The organism is Candidatus Saccharibacteria bacterium (genome assembly GCA_016699955.1).
Lineage (GTDB): Bacteria > Patescibacteriota > Saccharimonadia > Saccharimonadales > UBA4665 > JAGXIT01.
This window is the reverse complement of the sequence record CP064993.1, coordinates 660956-686104: the sequence shown is the minus strand read 5'-3', so window position 1 is coordinate 686104 and position 25149 is coordinate 660956. Positions and strand designations below refer to the sequence as shown.

The window sequence follows — 25149 nt, the reverse complement described above, 5'->3', positions numbered from 1 at the left end:
TTGTTTTTAAGCGGCTACATTTGGTCGAAATAGATGTAGGTCAAGTTTGAGGCCATGCCCGCGCTTACAAGCATTTCACTGTAATGGCCGTTAAAATCGTAGTTGTACTGACTAATCCAGATTGAGCCGTCGCTGTTGACTGCTTCAACCCACATGACATGCCCGTAGTAGCCTACATTCCATACTGCTACAGAGCCGACACGAGGTGTTGAGCTAGTGGGTATGCCGGCTCGAGCGGCGTTACCCGGCCACTGGTTGGCGTTACCGATTCCTCCCCAATACGGCATGTAGCCGTAGGCTTGGAATACTTTCCAGGCAGTGTAGCTCACGCACTCGCGGTTATACATGCCCCATGGGTCGACAAGGCTGTCCTGCGCTGCATAATCAAGATAAGCTGGATACCCGCCGTGGCCTGGATCCCCTGCGGTGACACCTCCTGCCGTACCGCCGCTAAGACGTCGGTTTGCAGCGGCCTGTTCAGCACGTAGCTGTGCTACTTTGCTATTGTTAGCTTTTATTTGCGCATCATATTCAGCCTGATTTGATTCATTCATGTTTAACAGTTCCCACTGTTTTGCACGGTCGGCACTCAGCTGTGATTGCTGAATCTGCATTTCTTTAACGAGCTGCTCAACTTTTGCTTTTTGCACCTGTAGCTGTTTTTGAAGCTCTGCAATTCTTTTCAGGGTATCTTGCAATTTATTTTGAACTCGGGAACGGTACTCTTGCTTGTCGACATAATCACTAAAGTCCCGGCTGCTGGCAAGCATTTCAAGTGAACTTGGCGTGCCATCTACGTACATAGCCTTAACGTCTTCAGCTAAAACTGCCTTTTGACGATCTATCTCGGCTTGTGCTTCCGCAATTTGCCGTTGTAGCTGAGCCTGCAAATCGAGGTTCGTGTTTATTGAGGCCTGAAGCGAGTCAATTTGTTGCTGAAGCTTGCGTATGACGTCTGTGTAGCTTTCTGCCACGGCCTCTAGCTCACCGAGAACGGATCGGTTTACGCTGTTTTGTTGCTGCAAGGCATCTATTTGTGCCTGGTAATCATTTGCCCAGACGAGATGTCGCCATGACGGAATAAGCGTTCCTGCAACCAATAGTAGGCAGCTTGCTACCAACAGACACGCTTGCACGGGGCGTGGTAGACGACGAGAAGACATATGAGAGATTTTTTTATGCATATTTTTGTATGTTTTTATGAACATGCTTATGATATCACAATTATGCAAGACTTATAAACCCTCCCCTTACTCTATATTGTTGTAGTTTTGTCTATCTTTCGTCAGCCTGCCCGTTTATGCCGAGAGACTAAGTAACCCCCGCGCGATGATTTTGTCGCGCGAAGGTGGTGTTATTTCTTTGGCGTTTTGAATTTAAGATATCGCTGCGTAGCTATGACTGAAGAAGCAGCACCTATCAGTATACCAAGCATGAGCTGCATGAGCAACAGCTGCCAATAATGCTCCTGAAAATACTGCTGGCTATATGAAATGTCGAGAAGTCCCAAGCTTGTCGCTTGCAACGAGCTTGAAGCAGTAATAAACAACGCGTTGATAATCAGGATAGATATGATAGCGGAAAGCACTCCGTAAATTATGGTTTCCACCACGAATGGCGCACGTATGTAGCCGGTGCTTGCCCCTAGCAAGCGCATAATTTGAAGCTCATCACGTCTGTTAAAAATTGCCATCTGAATCGTGTTAAAAATAATCAGAACAGATATGAGCGCAAACACTCCGACGGCTATAACACCAGCTCGCTGCAGGATGTTCGTGGCATGTGTAATTTTGTCGATAGTGGTTCGACGCTCTCCGCTGTCAGATATTGGGTCCGATTGAAGTTTTTGCCATTCGGGTTTAGTCACATACGAACGAATGTCACTCATTTTGTTGAGATCTCGTGGTTTGATTTTCACTGTTGCCGGCAATGGATTGTCAGTTTCATTTACCGCCGCCAGCAGTTTATCATTGCCAGCATTTTGTTTAATGAATGCCCTAAGGGCTGCAGCCTTGTCAAGGAACGTGACTGATTCCACGTTAGGCAATTTTTCGACATTTGCCACAAAAGTCTTTGCCTGTGCCGTTGTAACTGTGTCTTTAAGGTATACCGATATGTCTATCTTGCTTGTTATTTGGTCAACCTGATTATTGAATGTCGCATTGAGAATAATAGAAAACATAATGATTGTCAGCGTAATAATCATGGTTGCCATAGCTGCAACTGCAAGCCAAGCATTCCGCACAAAATAAATACATCCTGTTCGTACAATCCTACCTGTAGTTATGATACGTCTACCCATACTACATGCCCCGACCCGTTGGCACCTTCGCCGGTACTTTTTCATTATACTATGCATTGGCACGGTCACTCACAACCTGGCCATTTTTGATTGTTATCACTCGCCGCTTCAACTTATTGACAATTTCTTGGTTATGTGTCGTCAGTAACACTGTAGTGCCGTAGCGGTTAATTTTTTCAAGGATTGTAATAACGTCCCAGGCGTGTTTTGGGTCAAGATTACCTGTCGGCTCATCGGCAATGAGAATCTTCGGCTGCCGTACAATAGCGCGAGCAATTGCGACACGTTGGCGTTCACCACCACTAAGCTCTATGGGCATGCGCTTAGCTTTGTCTTTTAGGTTTACAATATCTAGTACGCGTGGCACGGTGTTGTTTATTTCTTTTGTGCTCACTCCGACAATTTCAAGTGCAAAAGCGACATTTTCAAACACCGTACGGTTGGGAAGTAGCTTGAAATCCTGAAAAACAACGCCTATTTTACGCCGTAACAGTGGAATATCTTTATCGGGCAGTTTGTCATAGTCTATGCCTCCGACAATAATTTTGCCGCTCGTAGGTCGTTCTTCGCGTGTCAACAATTTTAAGAGTGTCGACTTCCCTGCGCCACTTTGACCTACCACAATAACAAACTCTTTTGGCTCCACATGTAAACTAACTCGGTCCAATGCAGTCCCTAGCGTTTTACCATATGTTTTCGTAACCCGATCCAACAAAATCATCGTTTCCTAGTATATCATGGTTATGCTGTTGTGCCGGAGCGCACGTAAACTCATATCTACAACAAAAACATCGCTAAAGTAAGGCGCCTAAGAGGTCAAGAATAACTTTCAACTACCAAGTGAATATTCAAGATAGGCAGTAATAAAGGGATTAAGCTCTCCACCAAGCACTTTTTCAGGATCAGATGATGTGTACTCAGTGCGGAGATCTTTGACTTGTTTGTAGGGGTGAAGCACGTAGCTGCGGATTTGGTTGCCCCAGGCCGCTTGCTCATTTGGGCCTTTTAGCTCACCTACCTTTTCGGCATGTTGCTCAAGCTGTAATTGTGCTAGACGAGAACGCAAAATAGTCATGGCGGTTTCGCGGTTTTGCAACTGAGAACGCTCGTTCTGTATGGCAACAACAATGCCGGTAGGTAGATGGGTCACGCGCACGGCTGAGTCAGTTGTGTTCACGCTTTGGCCACCATGGCCACCACTTCTGTACACATCAATCTTCAAATCTTTTTCGTCTATCTCAATGTCTTCTGGTGCATCAATTTTAGGTAAAATTTCAACTTTAGCAAAGCTCGTTTCCCTGCTTTCAGCGTTAAAAGGACTCAACCGAACGAGACGGTGGACGCCATGCTCACCTTTCAGTTTACCAAAGGCAAATAACCCCGATATTTCCAGTGTTGCGCTCTTAAATCCGCCTTCGTCAGCTGGAGCCTCTTCGAGCAGTGAAACTGAATAACTATTTTGTTCAGCCCAGCGCGTGTACATGCGTAAGAGCATGCCCGTCCAGTCCTGCGCGTCCGCACCGCCCGCTCCGGCATGAAGACTCATGATAACATCGTGGTCATCATAAAAACCAGAAAATTTCAGCTCTTCCTTTAGCTCCAAAAACGTTTTTTCGCCCATTTTCACTTGCTGCAATACTTCTGTTTCAAGTGCACTGTCATGCAGAGCAAGGAGCTCAATGGCATCGTCCACTGACTGTTTCAGCTCTATCCAAGGGCGTAATCGCTTGTCTAGGCTAGCTTGTTCTTTCATTGCTTTTTGTGCAGCAGTCGGATCATTCCAGAAATTCTGTTCCAAAGTTTGCTCGTCTACCATTTGTTTTCGATTGCTTAGCTGTTCGAAACCAATCTTATCTTGCGCTTCTGCCACAGATGCTTGGAGCTCTTGTGCGCGTCGCTGCAGCTCATCCATATTAATTTCCCTGTTGCCAGAGCATTCGCAGCTGGTCGTTCAAAGTTTCACCTAACTCAGGTGTGGCGCTGCCATATATTCCGAGCCCACCAATACCATCGGCAAACATTGCCCGTGTGCTATCGATGATATCCTGTTTTGTTACTGCCTTGATCCGTTCGGGAATGGCATAGTAGTCATCAATGTATTCGTCGAAGAAATAGCGCCCCGTGTATCCACCCGCCGTACTCGCAACGGTTTGCGCACTCCTCTGGTAACGTCCGATTGCATAAGCCTGTGCGGCGGCAATATCTGCCTCTGCGAGCTCCCCACGAAAAAGGTTGCCGAGCTGCTCCGTAATAATGTCGAACAGTGCTGGTGCGTTTGCTACCGATACTTGACTCCCAAACCACAAATTACTGCTCAGTTTAATCTGTTGAAAACCACTATTCATTCCGTACACCAGACCACGCTCGCGAGCTGTTCCGAGAATCTTTGAATAAAGTGTCTCTGTCAGAAGCGCATTCACAAGACCGAGCGCGTCAAGTTCTCGCTCCTCCAGCCGACGGTTCATAAACGTATCTATGTAAAAATAGAGCGTATCGACCGTTTCGTTCGGTATGCATACTGGTTTCTGAAGCGTCCGTACTACCTCATCAGGCATGATAAAACGCTCACCGCGCGGAAGCTGTATGCCTTCTAGCGTCTGCATAATTGCAGATCGGCGCTTTCCGATGTGCCCAGCCACTACAAATCGCATGTTATCTGTTGTATGAGTGCGACGATAATGCTCCCGGACGTTTTCAAGGGTCACATTGTCCATCAGCTCAAGGCGCGCTTTATCCGTTTCAGATACTAACCCGTAGGCCTTGCGGCTTTCAGCACCCAGCTGACGATAATGGTTATTTGCTCGAGCTGCTAATTCCTCCCGGACGTTACCAAACTCCGCATCAAATTCTTCCTGCAAAAAAAGTGGTTTTTCTATAGCAGTAACGAGCAGACCATACACTCTGTCCCATTCGAAATCCGCACATTCTGTTTCATAAACAATGTCATACACATCCGTAGATGCGTTGCTGTATGCTCCATTTTTTTCAACTTCAGCCTGAAAATCGCGAGCTCTCGGATAGTCATCATTTGCACCAAGCAAGATATGCTCCATGAGGTGCGGTGTTTCCCATTTATCTCGCTCAACCAGATATTCACCGGCCCGAAAGTTAATATACACATTTAAAACTGTCGCGTCTGGAACATGAACAAGCAGACCTTTTGCGCCGTTGTTCAGAATAATTTCTTCTACAGTATGCTTCATGAGTTAGATTTGTAGGATTGAGGTTCTAGGCCTTTTCGTTTTTTTTGGCTACCCCTACTGCCTATTTTTTCTTTCTAGCTTTTGCCTTTTTTTGGCGTTCACGTTTGTTAGCTTTTGCACGATCTTTTGCGGTAGATTTAACCTGGGATACCTTTTTCTCACCTGTAAAGTCCTTCTCGTCAAACTGCTCAGTATCGCCCAAAATGTCCGCAGCGTTGCTGATGGAACCACGGGCTGCAAGCGTCAATTCGGTCTCAACTGGCTGCTCAAGTTCACTCATTTCAACTGGCTCGGCATGGAAAATCGCGCGCACAACTTCGTGTCGAAGCGCAAATTGCATTTGCTCAAATATCATTTGGCCGCGTCGGCGATACTCAACAAGCGGATCTCGCTGGCCAACACTCATCCAGCCAATTCCTTCTCGCAAATGATCCATGTTCTCAAGATGTTGCATCCATAGATTATCCAAAATCTGCAAATAAACATCGCGCTCTACTCGTCGCATCACTTCTGTAGTAAAGGCCGCCTCTCGACCTTCGTATAGTTCCTTGGCTTCTTCTAGCAGCACTGGTTTAACCGTATCTTGTGTTTTTGAGAAAATGCGGTCAAGTGCAGCGTCATCCAAAGGCAGTAGCTCGCGCACCGCCGGTTCAAACTCGTCGGTGGCTCGAAGCGGTGAATCTGCCAGTAGGCTCATTTCCTCATCAATGTACGCTTTAATCCGTTTACTAATATCGTCTGCTCGCAAAATTTCTTTGCGCATTGCATAGGTTGCCTTACGGTGGCGGTTCATGACATCGTCGTACTGTACAACATTTTTACGCTGGTCGAAGTGGAATCCTTCTACTTTCTTCTGTGCTGCTTCGAGGCTACGTGTAATCATGCGGTTTTCGATTGGTACGTCTTCATCTACTTTTAGACGGTCAAGTACGCGTCCAATACGCTCAGCGCCAAAAATACGCATAAGATCATCTTCGGTACTCACATAAAACTGCGTCACACCTGGATCTCCCTGACGGCCAGCGCGACCTCGCAACTGATTGTCTATACGGCGTGATTCATGACGTTCACTCCCAATCACAAGCAAGCCGCCAAGCTTCTTGACACCCTTACCTAGGACAATATCAGTACCTCGCCCTGCGATGTTTGTGGCGAGCGTTACCGCACCCTGCTCACCCGCCTTGGCCACAATTTTTGCCTCACGCTCATTATTCTTTGCATTCAAAACCTGGTGGGGCACACCAGCCTTGGTCAGTAGGCCACCGAGTCTCTCATTTTTTTCGATAGATGCCGTGCCAATAAGTACAGGCTGCCCTTTTTTGTTTAGTTCCTTTACCTGTGCCACAATTGCTTTGAACTTCGCCGCTTCGTTGCGGTAAATTCGGTCACTTCGGTCATCCCGTACGATTTGTCGGTTAGACGGAATCTCCACGACATCGAGTTTGTAAATCTGATGAAACTCTTCGCTTTCAGTCATGGCGGTACCGGTCATGCCAGATAGCTTGTCATATAAACGAAAATAGTTCTGGAACGATATGGTTGCAAGTGTCATTGACTCCTGCTGTACTTCCACGCCCTCTTTGGCTTCAATTGCTTGGTGAAGCCCTTCGTTGTACCGCCGTCCAGCGAGGAGGCGTCCGGTGAACTCATCGACGATAACAATTTCTCCGTCATTTGTTACCACATAGTCTTTGTCTCTCTTAAAAAGTGTCTGCGCGCGCAAGGCTTGCTCTAGATGGTAAAGCGTCCGAATGTTGTCGGTGCCATAGAGATTTTCTATGCCGAGTACTTTTTCTATCTTATCAACACCTTCATCGTTTAAAACAACTGTCTTACGCTTTTCGTCGACTTCGTAGTGTTTCGGTGTGAGCTGCCGAACTGTTTTTGAAAACTGCGCATAAGCATTACCTGGCGTCACGCTGGGCGCGCTGATAATAAGTGGGGTTCGCGCTTCATCTATAAGAATAGAGTCAACTTCGTCAACAATGGCATAGTTTAGCTCTCGCTGACGCAACTGGTCTGTCTCGCGCACCATGTTATCACGCAGATAATCGAAGCCGAATTCGTTATTTGTACCATATGTTATGTCGGCGGCATACGCCTCTTGCCGGGTACACGGGCGCAAATGACGGAACCTCTCGTCTTCGTGTTCTTCGTTGGTAAACTTTGGATCATACAAATACGAATGATCCGCCATAATAACAGCTGTTGATAAACCGAGAAAATAATAAACCTGACCCATCCAACCAGCATCACGCTGAGCGAGGTAATCATTGACTGTGACAAGGTGCGCACCCTTACCGCCGATGGCATTTAAAAACATTGGAGCCGTTGCGACCAACGTTTTGCCTTCACCAGTTTTCATTTCACTAACATTGCCCTCGTGGAGCACCATGCCACCAATAAGCTGAACATCGTAGTGGCGTTGGTTCAAAGCTCTAGTTGCTGCCTCACGCACAACCGCAAAAGCGTCTGGTAATATACCGTCGAGTGACTCTTTCTTGAGCCGCAAACGGAGCTTATTTGTTTGCTCCCGCAGCTGCTTATCTGTCATTTTTTTGTATTTTGGCGCGAGATCGTTAATGACCCGCACCCGCTTACGCAGCCGCTTAATCGTTTTTGCCTGTGGGTCACCCAAAATACGTTTGAGAACTCTGTTCATTTACTTGCACCTCCACACATGTCACTGAATTACGTCAAAACCATTGTACCCTGTTTGCCTGTTTATGTGAACTAGCTCGCAGTTTTTTCGCGCTTCAAGCGTCGTGCAAATTTGTGTCGCAAACCGTAACTGCTATGTTTGCTTTTATACTCCGCCAGTTGACGTCGAATCTCAACCACTGCAATATCAAACGCGGCATACATATGACTTGTTGTTTCTTTGGCCGCCAGTGTATCGTGCGGTAGCTGTAGGGCCAGTGTACAAGTTTTTTCCTGACCCTTCTTGGCTTCTTTAAAGTGTATAGCAAGAACAGCAGCTTCCCGTGCTTTTCTAGGAATGTATTTTTGAATATCTTTCACTTTACCTGCGGTATATTTTTGAAGTTTTGGGGTCAGGTCGAAACCTTCCGCGCTAACGGTATGGATCATAACACTCCTTGCGGTTATATCTCTGTTCTTTTTCCCATGTAGGGTTGTAGAGCCTCTGGTATACGTAGTGTACCACGTTCCGTCTGATAATGCTCAATGACCGCTACAAGTGATCGAGCAAGCGATACGGCAGTGCCGTTAAGAGTATGAAGCACTTCTACCTTGCCGTTTTTGCGCCGGACCCGTATGTTTAAGTTTCGCGCTTGAAAGTCCGTGCAGTTACTACAGCTGGTCAGCTCGCGGTACTTCTCGTCAACCGGCGACCAGTATTCAACATCGTACTTTTTAGCAGCTGGTGCCCCTAAGTCCCCGGCCGCAATGTTGACCACATGGTACGGCACGCCGAGCGCCTGCCACAGCTCTTCTTCTGTCTGCAAAATAAACTCATGCATATCCCGACTTTGTTCTGGTGTACAAAAAATATACATTTCGAGCTTGTTGAACTGATGCACCCTGAACAATCCACGGGTGTGCTTGCCATACGTCCCGGCTTCCTTACGGTAGCACGGACTGTAACCGACATATTTTAGTGGCAGTTTGGCCTCATCAATAATCTCATCAGCGTGGTATCCAGTAAGCGGTGCCTCGGCCGTGCCAATAAGCGCCAGGTCTTCACCCTCGACAAAATATTCGTTGCCACTTTCGTCACCACGTGGCGCAAACCCCGCCCCGGCTGCTATGCGAGTGCTTACCATGTGCGGGACCGTCAAATAGGTAAAACCTTTTGGGAGTACAAAGTCTAGTGCAAACTGGGTAATCGCGTTTTCTAGCAGCGCCAAATCACCCTTCAGATAATAAAACTTCGCACCAGCCACCTTGGCACCGCGCTCAAAATCAACCCAGTCCCGCTTGGTTGCAAAGTCCAAATGGTCTACTGCTCCCTTTGTTTGTTCGCCCCAGCGTTTTATCTCCACGCTGTCGGCTTCACCACCTAGTGGCACGTCATCAAACGAAGGATTAGGTACAGTTTGCATCTGGGATTGCCATTTTTCCTCTGTGAGTTTCACCTCATTTTCTAAACCGGCAATTTTTTCCTTCAGCGCTTTTCCCTGCTCTATTTGTTCAGATGTCGGCTTTTGGCCTTTCATAGACTCTGTCAGAGCATTGCGCTGCGCCCGCAGGTCTTCAACTTTTGTCAGCTGCGCCCGCCGCTGTTCGTCGACTGCCAGCAGCGCTGGGATATCTACGTTTTTATAGCCTTTTTCCCGCGACTTCTGCTGAACAAGTTCAGCGTTCTCTCGTATAAATTGTATGTCTAACATACTAGTAGTATACAGATACAGTGATACCAAACAAGATTTAAGGAATTACTTTTTTTGTATAGCCTGCAGTGTTAACTCAGTCCGTTTACGAGCATACGTGCAGTGTTCGCACGGACCACCCATAGCCGCAGCTCCTACAGGCGGCATGGTGTCGCTATCCATACAGGCTTTCATGTCTAGCAATGTTTGCTCAACCCAATCGCTTTTGCCGTGGTATGGAAATACGTGCGTTTCAAATTCAACCACACCATCAAATGCATCTTTGCCAGGATTACCCGTGGCATAAACAAAATATCCGGTAGTACTAACCGGGAAGCCATTTTGTCGCAGCAGCCACTGGTAAACCTCCATCTGACGGCGGTACATATCCTGCCAGCCACCTTCAGGACCAAGCGCTGTCACGGGTGCCGCTTTGGCCGTAGCTTTGTAGTCTACAACTATTAGTTCACCCGCAGGATTTACCCAGACATCATCGACAGCGCCAAAGACATGCAGGTTTGTTGGCTTGTGCAAGGTCGCCACGCCAGTGAAGTTCTGCCTCCAGGTGTCGAGATCCTTGTGAGTATACGGTATAGCATCTACGCCGAACTGTTTCATGAGCGGATGTGGCTTTTTCTGCCCGCGAAAAACATCAAACTCTTTTTTAAACAACTCATCTATGGCTTTATTTATCTGAAACGGCGGGCTGCTGGGCCGAGTGATTTTGTGACGCATATCCAGCCAAAAACAACGTGGACACTGCATATACAGCTCAATTTTTGACCGCGAAACTTTATACGGCGCCGCTTGACCCGGCTCGTAGGGTCGCGACCGTTCCCTCATATAGTTCATGTAAGTAGTATACAGAGTTAAGAGTTAAGAGTTAAGACCGCGAGCGTTTCAATGTGTGGAGTGCGCGGGAAAAAATTAAACACCTCAATGCGGCTGATTACATATTTCTCTTGCAACACAGCCAAATCTCGTGCCTGCGTTGCCGGGTTGCAGCTGAGGTAAATAATTTGTTGTGGCAATACATCTAGGCAACGCTCCACTACCTTTGGGTGCAATCCTGCCCGCGGCGGATCAAAAATAACCGTCTCCTTACCAGTGATATACTCCAATACCTTCTCTGTTGGCGCCTCCACCACTTCTGCGTCAAGGACGGACCCCGACGCAATCATACATGATATATTTTTGCGAGCCATGGTTGCGGTTACTGGGTCGTGCTCTACAAGCGTGACTTTTTTCTGTGCAACACTTAAACCTATCGTGCCAACGCCGGCGTACATATCAACCGGATCGCCAATGCTGTGTGATCGAATACTTTTTAGAGCCTCCTCGTAAACCGGTACATTTACCTGAAAAAAGCTATCAACATTATAGTGAAATGACTTTCCAAGCAGTTCGTCGTTTAGCTCGCAGTCGCCGAGTTCATACAGCAACTTGGTTGCCACAGACGTCGGTGATTTCGGATTTGAATGATATACTCGAAGCCCCCTAGGCGTACCCGTAGGCTTGTCCTCTGCGCAGCTAGGTTCTACCTGGTATGGTATTTTCAATCTGGGGAAATTACTTGGTTTCACGAATAAGCTCGCAGCCGCAGTCCCCTCTTGGTCACAACGAATAACGAGTGTTTTTAGGTCGTTCGCCCGCACCTGCAAGCGACGCAGTTCAGCGAGCATAACATTTGCAGCTGCATCAACCGCTGGCATAGCCAGTGCACTCCCCTGTACAGGCTGCTTACCGTGACTCCTGCGCTCATGCAAAGCCAAATGCAAACCGTCTTTGTCACCACAGAAACTGTATTCCATCTTGTTTCGGTAATGATACTCTGAACCTCGAGCAACGGTTTTGTTAGGTAACGGACAATTGATTTTTTCGTGCCGAAATAAATCGCAGATAATCTCAATCTTGGCGCGGTTTTCGGCTTTGCATGTCATTATTTGCCATGGGCTGGTCGCTAAAAAAGTGTCTTCTACGGGGACAATACGGTCAGGCGATGCTAAGATGACTTTTTCGGCAACCGCCTCGGCGTATGACCGCTTATTCTTTGTTATCCGTACCAAAACGATTTCGCCGGGTAAGGCATTCCAGACGAACACCTTACGTCCATCTGCTAGCTCACCAAGCCCCTGCCCGCCGTGTACGAGTTTAGTTATAGTTACTTCTTCAAGCACGCTTGTAAAACCTTTTGTAGCTCAGTGCTATCATGCACAAGATAATCCGGATTGACTGCCGCCAACCCTTGCGCACTCGCGTACCCCCACGTCACCGCAATAACCTTTAAACCGGCAGTATGCGCAGACCGTACGTCAACCCGCTCGTCACCTACACACCACACATCTGCAGCATTGAGACCTTCTCGCCGGACAAGTTTATCCATGGCCCTAGCTTTACTCAAAAAGCTCGCTCCTCCGTAGATACCTGTGAAATATGTGTCTAGTTTATGCCAACTCAAGTATTTTCTAACGTTTGCGGTGCGGTTGGCACTCAGGACATAGAGTGGCACCTTTTGACCATGAAGCTTCTGGATTATCTCCGTCATGCCCGGGTGTACCTGCACACTGCGCATATGATGCTGAAACATTCGCCTGCCCCAGACGGCTAGCCACAAAATCTTCCATTTTGGAATGTTCATTTCCCGTGCAATCTGCAACAAACTCTTGTTCTGCAGTACCCGACGCTGCTCTGCTGTAAGTAGGCTACCTCCTCGCACACCCTCATATACCTTAATAACCCCGGCAAGGCTATCCACAATCGTTCCGTCAAAATCAAAAATCACCGCAGGCATATCAGGTACTATACACATACTAGTTCTGTGACCAAATACTAACTTCTGAGATTAAAGAAATTAAACCTCTCCTGACATAATATACTTTAATGTCACCTCTCCGACCTGGCAAGGGACTTGTGCGGCGATTTGCAGTACTTTATCAACAATCCTCATCGACCGCATATCAGGAGGACTAAGCGACCCTAAGATTCTTTCCACCTCAGTGGGCTCGCAGCCCAAAGCCTGTGGCAGTTCGGCTAGGTTAACAGGGTTTTGAGACATAAAAGATCTTACTGCCCCACCAACAACGCTTATGCTAGGCACAGTAAAAAACATAGCTTGGGAAAGAGGAGTGTCTTCCACATCACAGACACCCCCTAAGATAGTACGGCGCCGAAGAAAACTTGGACCCCCAGGAAAAATTTCACTGTCAATGTGTAACCCCCCATCCCTAGTACCATAAACGTGGTGCATATTCCTCGGAGATCCCCTATCCACTACTAGAGTTATCTCGCCTTTTGTGGGTCTTTTTGTTTCACCAATCACAATTTTATCGGGGCCGCCGTTATTGCCGGAGGTTATGAAGTTTACAGAGTCAACGAGCCGCTGTGTTCTTACTTCAAAACTTTCGGGGGGGGATATACCAGGATTCTGTCTTCCTCTAAATCTTCCAAACATAGTTTCATTCCTTTATAATAAAATAAACTTTAGATATATCAAAACAAAGAAATTATACTATTGTTTGCAATAAATCGAACATTACTTTTCTAAAAATTAGCTGTACAGGAACTTTATAACTCCAGACCTCGTATCGTAAGCCAACCTACAATACAAGGTCTTAAGACGGCGCTAGGCACCGTCAACCCGTCATTCCGAGCAAAGTCTAGGATGCTTCCCCTATTTTTCCGGAAAGTTATTCAAGGTTGTGAATCTGTTCGTGGTCAAGCCCATAATAGTGAGCGACCTCATGCCAGAGGGTGTGGCGAATGTTTTCGTAAAGCGCTGATTCGTCATCACTTGTGGCCAGCAGCGGCAGCTTAAACAGCGTTATGACATCAGGAACAATCGATTCCCTGCCCTGTCGCTGTGGCAATGGTACACCACTGTACAGCCCAAGCAATGTCTGATTACAGTGTAACTTTAGCTCCTGCCTTTGCAGAGGCGTCGGTTCGTCGGCCGTCACAATCGCCACATTCTTTACACGGTCACGGTGGACACGCGGTAGCGATTCAAACGCCTTGTCTATCAGCTCATGAAACTGCTCGTCAGAAACATCCATGCAATTTTGAGAGCTCCTGTTCATAGACTCGCTTCATTGTTTTATCAAAAGTCATTAGCGTTTTTTTGGTCTGCACGCAAAAACATACGAGGTAGCAATCTGTCACATCTAACCCGGAGACAGCGTACAGATGCAAGTAGTTTTCACCGATATCCGACTGATGGGTAATATTTGGCAGACGTAGTAGCGCTGTAATCGCTTCAACAGCGAGCACTTTCTCGTGTCGATACTGTTTCCCAGTGAGCACATACAAAACTTCACTAATAACCATATCTGTAACAGTGACATGTTGCTTGCGGAGTACTAGCTCTGCCTTTCCATCCGAATCATCGTCAAGCAAAAAACGTAAAATGATATTTGTATCGACAACCATCAGTGATTCGACGCCATATACTTTGCGGTTGCACCCTCTGATAGCAGCTGCTCCCGGTCAGAAAGTTTACTCGGACGAGATGGTCCTTTTAAGATGTTTTTGATGTCTTCCAGACTAAGCTCACGCTGAACAATAAGCTCACCATTCCGAACATCGAGCCGGACATGCTTAGTAATGCCTAGTTCCCGCCGTACCTTTGCAGGTATAGTTAGCTGCCCCTGCGAGGAAATTGTAGCTGAATATGTCATGTAAATCATTATACCAGACACTTTAACTTTTTTCAAACAATTTACTTTTCGAGTCTCAGACGAGCGAGCAGCCAGTCCCTAGGCAGGATACTTAGGAAATAGCCGGCGCGGGGACCGCTGGTTTTGCCAAGGAGTAAGCGGTAGAGCGCAGAGAATATTTCTTTGGGCTGCATGCCAAGTTCGTCTTTGAAGCTGTAAAGCGCAAGGTGAAAATACTCCCCATCTGCATCCTCTGGAGCTGCCGCTGTTTTTTCGGCAAGGCGGGCAAAGAGTTTTACTTCATTTTCGCTAAATTCTTCCTTTTGTATCTGTCCTCGCAAGCTAAATTTCACTTCGTCGGGTGCGCGCTTATCAAGCCAAGCATCTATAAACTGCAGTTCGCGGGTGATAATTTCGGCGTCTTCCACTGCTGCCTGCGAATGTTCCGTCCGCTTTACTACCTCAAGCGTCCGAGCAGGATCGCGCAAACTAGCTTGGTAGCTTGCCACTAGGTGGCTGAACGGCACTCGGCTGACTGTACGGGCTTCCCCTCCGCGTGTACAAATGTAAAGCAGTTGTTCTTCGTCTGGTGATTTATCTGGCTTCGCCGCAAACGCCGCATATTCATCCATGAGCTTTACAACGCCACCTACCGGGTCAAAATAAAGCCGTTTGCTCGGTGGCACACCCAAAACAAAATAGCGAATCACCTCTGATGGCATAAGTGCAGCCCCCTCCATGGCATCGAGCCCAGTACCCTTGCTGGCACTCATTTTCTTCGTATCTCCGGCCATGTTAATAAAGTCATACGGGACAGGATATGGTTCGGGCGCTTCATATACATCCTTCATAATTTCAACACCGGTCGCAAATGAGCCACCAGCGCTCGCGTGGTCACGACCAAAAGGCTCAGCCGCCACACGCATAAGCCACCATCGACCAGGCCAATCCAGTCGCCAATCGAGTTTCACTTTTCCATCGTCATAACGAACTGTCTGTTCCACCCCATCGGTGTCTAAATATGTGATGGTTTTATCGGCTATTTTGAGGCCGACAAAACGGCGGTTTTTTAACCTACCTTTTTCCATTATCTGAATAGGTGACCAGTGTTCGTCGAGCTCACGACCAGATACGGTTTCCAGTGCGCGGCGAGCCTCTGGGATACGGCTGAGCGAGCGTTCTATAGCAGGCACAAAGTAGCCACTGCGGTAACGCTGATGCGACAGAATGAACTCAACCTCTATGCCCAAAATACTGCACGCATCGCGCATGCCCTGCATGAAATGTTCAGCGTAGGAAGTTGCAACGCCTTCGGGCGCGGGTATATCACACAACGGCATGCCTAGGTACTTTTCAAAGTCAGCCGGTATGTTAACGGGAATCTTCCGCAAAGCATCTAAATCATCGACAAAATAAACATGCTTCGCCTCTCGACCACGCCGACGCAGCTCCAGCATAATAGCATCGCAAATAATGACCTCTCTAAGGTGCCCCAGGTGATACGTCCCGCTCGGGGACCCACCAGATTCAATCAGTATCTCTCCTTCGGCCTGCCGAGACACAAGCTGATCAACAATTGTATTCAACCACTGCATGAGTTCTATTGTAACGAAGATTCGTTCCAGATGAAACTGCTTAAGCTATAGTGCAGACTCAGCATTTAGTTAACCGGCACTCAGCGTAAGCGCCGAGTCGTAAGGGGACGCCCATGAAGACGCTAAAGTATGGCGCATGAATAACCTAGCGGATGTAGTACGTGACCTGAACGGTGTAGGTTAGGTTGTTTTCGCCGGGCTGAACAGCGAGACTTTGCGAACTTGGAGCCACAGTTTTTGCTGAATCCATAGTTTCAGCGAGCGGCATAGGGTAACCGTAGTCGTTGTTGCTATCTTGGACACTTTTCACCTTGCCCACTTTGAAACCGAGGTTTTTGGCTTGCTGGTCAGCTTTAGTACGCGCTTCTTTAGTCGCCTGGTCGCGACCTTTTGCCTCAAGCTCTTTTTGTTTTGCCTTACTGAACGTTGCCTGCGGAGTCACTGCCCCACTCGGGTCTGTGGTAAGTAGGTAATCCTGTACCTTTTGTGCTGTTTCCCTGGTACGAGTCGTGGCGGTTACTTGCAACGCGTAGGTATGGGCACGCGACTCCTCATTGTAATAGTAATAATTTCGGTAGCCACTGGCGTTCGTCTTAATGTCTTTATCGGCCACGCCTGCTTTTTTGAGTCCTGCCACAACTTCTTCACTCTTGGCGGTCAGCTCCGCCAGTCCAACAGCTTTGTCAGAATTTTTGAACTCATAGCTTGGGTAAAAGACGTACTCATCTGGCTCGGCGGTAATAGTTGCTGTGCCACTAACCGTTACTACATCGCTCGATGAACGAGGTGTACCCGTCCAGGGATGCCACATTAGGAGCGTTGCCACTAACCCAGCCAGTAGAACGGCGTTTAGCCACCATGGGTTTACCCGCAACGTCAGTGCCTTTGTACTTGAAGATTTTACTTCATTTGCATTATTCGTATCTGTTGGTTCCACTTCATTACCCTCCTGCTTATATCCCCATTGTCCCCCCTGCGGTAGAAAAAGTAAATGTTTCCTGCATTTCGCTTTTTTTAGCTCGTTAGGGGCCAGCAGGCAGGCTGGTGCGATACGCGTTGTGTTTTATCGAACGCTGAGGACGGTGTAGGTGATGATTTCGGCGGGCTTATTTATGTCGACACTGTCACCTTCTTTTTTGCCAAGCAGCGCTTTGCCAATGGGTGATTCGTCGGAAATTTTGTCATTTGCCGGGTCAGCTTCTATCGTACCCACAATCTGCACCGTAACTTCATTGCCCTTAGGATGTTTAAGCGTCACCGTAGAACCTAGTGTGACTGACCTGCTCTTTTTTGCCTTTATTACCTCGACATTCGCCAGAATATGCTCAATCTCCTCAAGACGACCGTCATTGCGCTCCTGCGCGGCGCGCGCAGACTGGTACTCTGCATTTTCACTAAGATCTCCTAGCTCACGAGCAGTTTTTATAGCTTCTGCCGTTTCGGCCCTTTTTACGAGCAGCTCTGCCTTTTCCGCCTCTAATTCGTCTATCCCTGATTGGGTCAAGTGAAACAATTTCTTCATATCTTTATCTCCTTTGCGTTTTTCTAGCTTAACCGATTTCGGTCGTTTCGTCTTGCTATACTACTGGGTTTCGTCTACACGGTCAACATATTTCTAAGTTTGTCGATTGATACCATTTGGGCATCACCGGACGTACGCGCTTTATACTCATAATTTCCTGCCTTGATTGTTTTAGAACTGACGACAACGCGATGGGGGATACCTAGCAAATCGGCATCGGCAAACTTTTCGCCCGGACGTTTATCGGTGTCATCATACAACACAGTGACCCCCCATGACTGTGCGATTTCGCACAATTTTTCAGCATTTTCTACGACTTCGGTTTCTTGGCCAATCTGGATGACATATAGTTGGTACGGCGCAACTACGGCTGGCCAATTAAGCCCCTTTTCGTCAGAAAACTTTTCGGCAATAACTCCCATGAGACGGGTAATCCCAATGCCGTAAGAACCCAGGTGAACAAACTGCCGCACTCCAACCTCGTTAGTAAAGGCAAAGTCCATGTCCTCGCTCTTTTTGGTACCAAAGTTAAAAATATTCCCCACTTCGGCGGTTTTGTAAACTTCATAAGCCTCACCCGTTTCCGGATATAAATCACCCTGCTTGGCAAGCTTGATATCGTAGAACTCGGTCGGGTGGGCTACGTCTTGTTCCCAGTTGACGTTGTAAGCATGCTTGCCTGTCTCATTGGCGCCAGTTTCAAAATTTACCAGATGCTCGCAAGATTCATCGACAAAGCAGTGAACCGTTTCTGGCAGACGATAAAGACCCGCGAAGCCCAGTTCCGCACCAGTGACTTTACGCACCTGCTCGGCGGTGGCCAGTTGCAACCAATCCGCATCTGCTACAGCCTTCAGCTTATCTTCGTTCAGTTTGTAGTCGCTGCGTACGACAGCAGCAATCAAACCTTTATCGGTATCATACAACATTGTTTTTGTACTCGACGTAATCGGGATGCCGAGCTTAGCAACAAGGGCTTCAACACCGATGGTTTCTGGCTCGTCAAAAACTTCAATCTTTTTCATGTCACTTGCTTGTTCGACAGGAGCAGATTTTACCGGGGCAATTTCAGCATTGAAAGCTTGCTTCGTGCTAGGCACCAAGAATATATAATCTTCACCAGCATCGCAAATGGTTTGGAACTCGTGGCTAAATGTAGTGAATGCTCCACCACTGGCGTAAGTGATGTAGGTGTCATCACCCAGCCCAATGCGCGCAAACACACGCATGTAAGCGTCCATCGCCGCCTGGTAGAAGGCCTCGTGCTGAGGCTCATCAACACACATACTATACATATCATTCATGACGAACTCACGGCCGCGCATTATGCCGCTTTTTGCCCGCACTTCGTTCCTCAGCTTTGTCTGAAACTGATGGACATATACGGGCAGGTCTTTGTAGCTACTAATGAACGTTTTAAGCATCTCAATAATGGGCTCTTCGTGGCTCCAGCCAAACCCCACCTCTGTGCCGTCTTGCAAATGCGATTTAAACCAGATGTCGACGACCTTTTCGTCCCAACGCCCAGTTTTTTCCCAGGTTTCTTTCGGCTGCAAGCTACTCATAATGAGCTCTTGACCACCTATACCATCCATTTCTTCCCGCACAACGTGTTTTATGCGCTCAAGTACACGCAGGCCGATCGGCGTGTATGAATACACCCCTGCCATGTTTTTGTAGACGTAGCCTGCGCGTATAAGAAGCTGTGCGTTTTTTGCTACTTCCTCGGCTGGAGCGGTTTTACTTGTTCTCGTAACGAGCTGTGATACTTTCATAATACATTTCCTACTTAAGTTTTAGCTGGTAATAAACAATTAGTAACAACAGTACCGCCAGGGCGGCGTGGTACGAGCATCAGGTTGGCAATACTTTTTTTGCATTGCAGTCATTGTACCGCACGTTGCTACTTCAGTAAAAACAGAAACAAGAACGCCACCATATTTTTAAACATATGGATGAAGATAGCTGGCCATAAGCTGCCGGATTTTTCTCGCACACTGCACAACACCAAAGAAAGGACAAATGTATCAATGGCGGCAATCCAAAGAAGCGGCTCACCCGAGCCAAATTGAAGGTGCGCTACGCCAAAAAGCAGGCTTGTGAGTAAAGTACTTGCGGCAAATGTATTGCGCGCTCGCAAACTAGTAAACAAGAACCCACGGAATACTATTTCTTCTGTAAGCGGGGGCAATATAACCAAACTCGCAAAAACCAGGAGCAAATCGGTCGGCGAATGAGCGGTACCAAAGCCAATTTGTTGCTCCTGATCGACATCGAGTGACGGTATGAGGCTAGAGACAACAGCCACGACTAGAATATATCCGAGAACATACACGCCAAACCCCGTCAGGGCAGTCCAAATATCGATAAGCTTTGGTTTAATCCAACCAAATAGTCGCATGGGTAGCTGCCTGTGGCGTAGTAACGCCAAAATGGCGATTATTGTCATGGTTTCGGCTAGCAGAATATACAAAAACTGAGCTGAGACGGCACTCTGCAGCCATAATTCAGTCCGTTTACCACTCCAGCCGAGCGCTCGTAGGCCCAGCAAAATAACTGCTACGGCAATAATCTGCGTCGTCACATACAACACCAACGCCCAAAGTGTGGCGGCAAACGGGCTATAGTGTTTTATTGTTTTTTCATCAGGCTCTGAAGTAGGTTCACCTGGGATGGCAATATTAACATCGGTGAGGTTCACTTGGGAAGTGTTTTCTTTATTAAAAGAAACGTTTGGCATCGACGAGTGTGATTAATATGATAAGCCCGAGCAGTAGCAAAAAGCTCGCCCCGACAATGTTTTCTTCCATTTTGGGTGTTAGTCGTTTAGCCTTCGTGAGGCGACTAGCCAACATCATGTACAGCCTACCGCCGTCGAGCGCCGGAATTGGCAGGACATTCATGATTGCAAGAGTGAGTGCAATTATGGCAATTATAAACAGCATGAAAAGCACTCCCAGACTACTCCCGCCTTTAAGTACAAAATAGATTCCGAGCGGACCTGAAACTTGGCTGCTCGCTTCTGTCTGTGCGTTTTGACGAGCAGTTGTGTTGCCTGTTAATCCGCCGGCAATAATCCCGCCAAGACCTTGTAGGGCTGTGCCGATACCCTTCAATGTCAGTTGCGTAAACTGCGCCGTCAAGCCCACAGCTACCACTGGAGCAGACCACGTCGAGCGCCGCAAAGTGATTTCTTGCGGAGCAATACCTAAAGGCCCGGAAGGATTATCTGTTTTCAGACTTTTTTGGACTTCTGCATCTGTCAGCAGACGAACCCGCTTAGTAGACTCACTACCCTCTCGTACGTACCGAACGGTAACGTATTTGCCAGCGTTTTCCTTTGTGTATTTTTTAAGGTCGGTAGCAGTATTTATAGACACGGTCTTCGCCGGCTCACAGACAGTTTCTTCTGCACAAGTCACACCTGGGTTACTTACACGCAGAGCCTGAATCTGGTCTTGAGGTTTTATGCCAATACGTTCCGCCGGAGAACCGGGCACGACCGCGCCAGCAAGTAGTTTTTGAGTAGAAACCTTTGTGTCTTTGGCAATAGTAAACTGGTTGTCGATCAATTTTGGCATGCCTAAGAGTGCGAGAATGGTAAATAACACGAGTGCTGTCACGAGGTTGACTGCTACACCGGCAAGCATTATCTTGGCTTTTACCCAGTCACTGGCCGCCCCAAAACTGCCTTTTTCAGTGTCGCTGTCATGTTCACCCTTAAGCTTAACAAAACCACCAAGGGGCAACAGATTAATGGTAAAATCCCAACCGCCTTTCATTTTTTTACTCCATAGTTTAGGAGGAAAAAAAATGCCAAATTCTTCAGCCTTGACACCGTTACGCTTGGCGACTAAAAAATGCCCCATTTCATGAGTAATAATAAGCGCAAGAAACAATATGATTCCTAGTATGAATATAACCATCTATTTACCGAACCTCCTCTGACGTTTACTATATTCTACCAGACATTCGTTGAAAATCCGTGGCGTAAAATCGGGCCAATACTCATCTCGAAATATTAACTCACTATATGCCGCCCGCCACAACATAAAATTACTAAGGCGTTTCTCGCCACCAGTGCGAATCACAAGATCTATGGGTGGTAATTCCGGATGATATAGCTGGCGCTCAATGGCTTCATCGTCAATATTTTGAGTTTCTACGCCCGAGTCTATGAGCTTTCGGGTAGCATCGACTAGTTCTTTATACCCACCGTAGTTTAGGCATACCCCTAGCGTCCCCTTTGTCCCATTCTCGGTAGCTTGCTCGGCAGCCATGAGTGATCGTTTCACCTTATCTGAAAGCCCGTCTGCGCTCCCGAGTATGACAATCCGCACTTCAGCGTCGATAAATTCCTGTAGGTGCTTCCTGAGGGCTCGATCAATCTGCTGCATCAGGTACTTTACCTCAGTGTCGTTTCGGCGCCAGTTTTCTGTTGAAAAAGCGTAGACCGTAAGATACTTCACTCCTACCTTAAAGGCATGCTCAACAATCTGGTGTAATACTTCCTGGCCAGCGGCATGTCCGCGGATAGAACGTTTACCCATTTTTCGAGCCCAACGACGATTCCCGTCCATGATAATACCAACATGTGACGGGAGACTAGGTAGTTCCGAAATAATCAAAACTCGCTACACTTTCATGATTTCTACTTCTTTGCCCTTGGTAGCGGCTTCTATCTCTGTACGAGTTTTCTGCATAGCCTCTTCAACCTGTGTACTAAGCCGCTTTGCGTCGTCCTCGCCAATGACTTTGTCTTTTTTGGCAGCGTCTAGGGCGTCCATAGCTTCATGTCGGATGTTCCGGATGGCAATCATAGCGTCTTCTTGTTTACTGCCCAGCTGTTTTACGATGTCTCGACGGCGCTCTTCTGTCAGAGAAGGGATGGGTAGCCGCACAACCCTGCCATCATCGCTTGGGTTTAGCCCGAGGCTCGGGTTATCACGAATAGCGCTAGCAATTTTCTGCAGATTATTTGGATCAAAAGGCGTTATCTGTAACAGCTGCGCTTCAGGCGCAATCACATTTGCCACTTGGTTCAGTGGCATGGGTGTACCGTACGCTTCTACCATCACGCCATCGAGCATACTGGCACTCGCGCGCCCAGTGCGCAAAGTTTTCAACTGTTCGTGATAATGCTCAACTGCCGCACTAAACTTTTTCTTTGCATCTTCAACTACCTGCTGTGGATTCATTTTGTCTCCTTATATCAGACAAGTATACCATCTTGTTGGGTTGTTTGTTGCCCCTCAACAGAGCTAAAAATGAGTTGACCTTTTCCGACAAGACCGATTACTCCTGCAAAATCTATGTAGGTAGTACATACACCTCCCAGCCCTCAATGGGACCTTACCTGTTGGCGAGGATTCTCCAGCGGGGGCGAAATGCCACAGCCCAGAAATACATAATTTTGGAACTTGATCTAAAGCAGCAATGACACCAGAAAGCCGTTATCTGATCTTCGTCTACTTGCGTTGCACCGAGCGATGCTTCTTGATCATTCCTAAAGATCAAAGCCCGGCATTACAACTATGCACGATGCATCACCTACGAGCAATCTTTCGATCTTACTAACCAGTGCTTCTGATCGCGCTGATCTAGCATTTTTAGTGTGTCGAAATTTCCGCTCATGATATTTCCCATAATACTTCTTCACTGATAGTGGTCGTATGGTAGTAGCCATCCTTCGAGTTATTTTTCGCCGAGGGCGATGCGGTTGAAGCGGCGGACGACAATGTTTTCGCCGAGGCGTGCATTGTGGTCAGTTACGTACTGCCCCACCGTTTGGTCTGGGTTTTTTATGAATGGTTGATCCAAAAGACACAGGTCCGCAAAGTACTTGCCCAACTGGCCTTCTACGATTTTCTCGGCCATGTCTGCTGGCTTGCTTTTTAATGCATCGCTGGCAAGTAGTTCCTGCTTTTTGGCCTCACGGTCTTCTGCTGGTATATCATTACTGCTAACGTACTGTGGATTGCTCGCCGCAACGTGCATGGCAACATCTTTTACGAGATCTAGAAAAATTTGGTTGCGTGCCACAAAGTCTGTTTCGCAGTTTACTTCCACGATAACACCTATGCGGCCATCGTGATTGTAGGTACCAACAAGACCCTGACGAGCTTCGCGCTCACCACGTTTTTCGGCCTTAGTGAGGCCTTTCTTACGCATTTCTTTCAGTGCGATGTCAAAATCGCCGCTTGCCGCGTCGAGCGCCTGCTTGGCATCGGTCATGCCTACGCCGGTAAGCTCACGCAGTCGCTTTATGTCTTCAATACTTATAGCCATAGTTATTTCTCCTTGATCGTTGATCTTTTAAATTTGATCGTTAACTGATCATTTTTACATTTTTCATTTGCTACTACTCGGCAGATCGATGGTCAGTGTCAGACGAAAAAGTACTGAACAAAGATCAATGCCAAAAGGTCAATTAAGCTTCAGCCTTTTCAGGTGTTTTGGTTTTCGCTTTTCCGTTCAAAACGGCTGACTTAAAATAATCGGCCAGTAGTTGCAGCGCCTTGATAGCGTCGTCATTACACGGTACTACGTAAGTTATGCCGGTTGGATTTGCGTTTGTATCGCACACGCCCACAATAGGCAGTTTGAGCTTAGTGGCTTCTTTGACGGCGTTTTTGTCATGCACAATGTCAAATATAACTACGACGCCCGGACGAGCATTGAGCTCCTTGATGCCGCCGTACAGAACATTCATAGCGTCTATTTCTTCTTGGAAGCGCTGTACTTCGAGCTTATTGAATTTGTTTGCCAGCTCGCCGCTTGCCATTTTGGCTTCCTGGTCAACGAGGTATTTGATTTGCGCACCCACTGTGTTCCAGTTGGTTAGCATGCCGCCAAGCCACCGCTCGGTGACGTACGGCTGACCAGTTTCTTCGGCTAATGTCTTTACAATGTCGGCCGCCTGACGCTTTGTACCCACAAACAGAACTTGCTTGTTCTTGCTTGCCATTTCTTCCACAAAAGCGAGCGCTTCCTCGAGCTTTGTGACCGTCTTGGTTAGGTCAATGATATGGCTTCCGCCGCGCTTACTGTGTATGTACTGCGCCATTTTTGGGTGCCAACGCTCGGTTTTGTGCCCAAAGTGCGCCCCCGCCTCTAATAATTTCTTGATATCTACGTCTGCCATGCAGACTCCTTCCTAGGAATAGGTAGCGGTGTAAGGTTTTTAAGGAAAAGTCTGCGACTCTACCTTACCACCTACAACCACTGACCATCTCATCCTTTTACACCGGTCGGGTCACCACAAGCGCGCTTGCAAAGCCACGCTGCAGAGGATTTTCACCCGCACCTGCTTAGTTAATTGCCGTTTTATCGTAACAGATATAGCGCCTCATAGCAAGCAGGAGCGTCGACCCCCCCCCCCCCTCCCCCCCCCCCGCGGGCCGCCGCCCCCCCCGCCCGCCGCCCGGGCCGCCCCGGGGCATAATAAAGAACGTGTTTGCCGGCAGCAGGCTGGTGATGCGAGTAACAGAGGTGATATAATGAATCTAATTGTTTGGGATACGTCGGACTGCAAGTCGCCCGTT

General features: G+C 47.6%; 25 protein-coding genes. All 25 read right to left on the bottom strand.

The genetic code is table 11. The features are described from left to right. Nucleotides 1-14: 14 nt before the first annotated feature. The 25 genes from IPL85_03495 to rpsB all read right to left on the bottom strand — a co-directional run bounded on the left by IPL85_03495 (nt 15) and on the right by rpsB (nt 24749). Nucleotides 15-1184, bottom strand: coding sequence for a CHAP domain-containing protein (locus IPL85_03495; protein QQS19327.1), 1170 nt, complete (start codon nt 1182-1184; stop codon nt 15-17). Between the two features lie 170 nt (nt 1185-1354). Then, nucleotides 1355-2215: an ABC transporter permease gene (locus IPL85_03490; protein ID QQS19326.1), complete on the bottom strand. Its 861-nt coding sequence runs from the start codon at nt 2213-2215 to the stop codon at nt 1355-1357. 136 nt (nt 2216-2351) lie between these two features. Continuing rightward, nucleotides 2352-3023: a cell division ATP-binding protein FtsE gene (gene ftsE / locus IPL85_03485; GenBank protein ID QQS19325.1), complete on the bottom strand. Its 672-nt coding sequence runs from the start codon at nt 3021-3023 to the stop codon at nt 2352-2354. Between the two features lie 108 nt (nt 3024-3131). Further along, complete coding sequence (prfB, locus tag IPL85_03480; protein ID QQS19324.1) at nt 3132-4214, bottom strand: peptide chain release factor 2; 1083 nt, start codon at nt 4212-4214, stop codon at nt 3132-3134. A gap of 1 nt (nt 4215) precedes the next feature. Next, complete coding sequence (locus IPL85_03475; protein QQS19323.1) at nt 4216-5505, bottom strand: insulinase family protein; 1290 nt, start codon at nt 5503-5505, stop codon at nt 4216-4218. Between the two features lie 61 nt (nt 5506-5566). Then, on the bottom strand, nt 5567-8167 hold the full coding sequence (gene secA, locus IPL85_03470) for a preprotein translocase subunit SecA (GenBank protein QQS19322.1): 2601 nt from the start codon (nt 8165-8167) through the stop codon (nt 5567-5569). Between the two features lie 71 nt (nt 8168-8238). After that, nucleotides 8239-8595: a ribosome-associated translation inhibitor RaiA gene (gene raiA / locus IPL85_03465; GenBank protein QQS19321.1), complete on the bottom strand. Its 357-nt coding sequence runs from the start codon at nt 8593-8595 to the stop codon at nt 8239-8241. A gap of 14 nt (nt 8596-8609) precedes the next feature. Further along, a complete protein-coding gene (gene serS, locus IPL85_03460) occupies nt 8610-9857 on the bottom strand; it encodes a serine--tRNA ligase (protein QQS19320.1) in 1248 nt (415 codons plus the stop codon). A 45-nt stretch (nt 9858-9902) separates the two neighbouring features. Beyond that, complete coding sequence (locus IPL85_03455; protein ID QQS19319.1) at nt 9903-10688, bottom strand: PD-(D/E)XK nuclease family protein; 786 nt, start codon at nt 10686-10688, stop codon at nt 9903-9905. A gap of 17 nt (nt 10689-10705) precedes the next feature. Continuing rightward, nucleotides 10706-12013, bottom strand: coding sequence for a class I SAM-dependent RNA methyltransferase (locus IPL85_03450; protein ID QQS19318.1), 1308 nt, complete (start codon nt 12011-12013; stop codon nt 10706-10708). After that, entirely contained in the window at nt 11998-12627 is a 630-nt protein-coding gene (locus tag IPL85_03445; protein ID QQS19317.1) for an HAD hydrolase-like protein, read from the bottom strand. The genes IPL85_03450 and IPL85_03445 overlap by 16 nt, the downstream gene beginning before the upstream one ends. 60 nt (nt 12628-12687) lie before the next feature. Further along, nucleotides 12688-13287: a hypothetical protein gene (locus IPL85_03440; protein QQS19316.1), complete on the bottom strand. Its 600-nt coding sequence runs from the start codon at nt 13285-13287 to the stop codon at nt 12688-12690. Nucleotides 13288-13522: 235 nt separating this feature from the next. Beyond that, nucleotides 13523-13912 (bottom strand): metallopeptidase family protein, encoded by a 390-nt coding sequence (locus IPL85_03435; GenBank protein ID QQS19315.1) that lies wholly within the window; start codon nt 13910-13912, stop codon nt 13523-13525. Continuing rightward, nucleotides 13875-14261 carry a PIN domain-containing protein gene (locus tag IPL85_03430; GenBank protein QQS19314.1) on the bottom strand — a complete coding sequence of 129 codons (387 nt, stop codon included), beginning with the start codon at nt 14259-14261 and terminating at the stop codon, nt 13875-13877. The genes IPL85_03435 and IPL85_03430 overlap by 38 nt, the downstream gene beginning before the upstream one ends. Beyond that, a complete protein-coding gene (locus tag IPL85_03425) occupies nt 14261-14509 on the bottom strand; it encodes an AbrB/MazE/SpoVT family DNA-binding domain-containing protein (GenBank protein QQS19313.1) in 249 nt (82 codons plus the stop codon). The genes IPL85_03430 and IPL85_03425 overlap by 1 nt, the downstream gene beginning before the upstream one ends. A 41-nt stretch (nt 14510-14550) precedes the next feature. Beyond that, nucleotides 14551-16083 carry a lysine--tRNA ligase gene (lysS, locus tag IPL85_03420; GenBank protein QQS19312.1) on the bottom strand — a complete coding sequence of 511 codons (1533 nt, stop codon included), beginning with the start codon at nt 16081-16083 and terminating at the stop codon, nt 14551-14553. A gap of 145 nt (nt 16084-16228) precedes the next feature. Then, the gene (locus IPL85_03415; GenBank protein ID QQS19311.1) at nt 16229-17020 is read right to left on the bottom strand and encodes an SIMPL domain-containing protein; all 792 of its coding nucleotides are present in this window, start codon (nt 17018-17020) and stop codon (nt 16229-16231) included. Between the two features lie 126 nt (nt 17021-17146). After that, the gene (gene greA / locus IPL85_03410; protein QQS19310.1) at nt 17147-17605 is read right to left on the bottom strand and encodes a transcription elongation factor GreA; all 459 of its coding nucleotides are present in this window, start codon (nt 17603-17605) and stop codon (nt 17147-17149) included. A 74-nt stretch (nt 17606-17679) separates the two neighbouring features. Next, nucleotides 17680-19380 (bottom strand): proline--tRNA ligase, encoded by a 1701-nt coding sequence (gene proS, locus IPL85_03405; GenBank protein ID QQS19309.1) that lies wholly within the window; start codon nt 19378-19380, stop codon nt 17680-17682. Nucleotides 19381-19508: 128 nt separating this feature from the next. After that, complete coding sequence (locus IPL85_03400; GenBank protein ID QQS19308.1) at nt 19509-20345, bottom strand: CPBP family intramembrane metalloprotease; 837 nt, start codon at nt 20343-20345, stop codon at nt 19509-19511. Then, nucleotides 20326-21531: a site-2 protease family protein gene (locus tag IPL85_03395; protein ID QQS19307.1), complete on the bottom strand. Its 1206-nt coding sequence runs from the start codon at nt 21529-21531 to the stop codon at nt 20326-20328. Before IPL85_03395 ends, IPL85_03400 begins: the two co-directional genes overlap by 20 nt. Further along, nucleotides 21532-22185 carry a di-trans,poly-cis-decaprenylcistransferase gene (gene uppS / locus IPL85_03390; GenBank protein ID QQS19306.1) on the bottom strand — a complete coding sequence of 218 codons (654 nt, stop codon included), beginning with the start codon at nt 22183-22185 and terminating at the stop codon, nt 21532-21534. A gap of 54 nt (nt 22186-22239) precedes the next feature. Next, nucleotides 22240-22803 carry a ribosome recycling factor gene (gene frr, locus IPL85_03385; GenBank protein QQS19305.1) on the bottom strand — a complete coding sequence of 188 codons (564 nt, stop codon included), beginning with the start codon at nt 22801-22803 and terminating at the stop codon, nt 22240-22242. A gap of 496 nt (nt 22804-23299) precedes the next feature. Then, entirely contained in the window at nt 23300-23893 is a 594-nt protein-coding gene (locus IPL85_03380; protein QQS19304.1) for an elongation factor Ts, read from the bottom strand. Between the two features lie 142 nt (nt 23894-24035). Further along, nucleotides 24036-24749 carry a 30S ribosomal protein S2 gene (gene rpsB, locus IPL85_03375; GenBank protein ID QQS19303.1) on the bottom strand — a complete coding sequence of 238 codons (714 nt, stop codon included), beginning with the start codon at nt 24747-24749 and terminating at the stop codon, nt 24036-24038. Nucleotides 24750-25149: the final 400 nt, after the last annotated feature.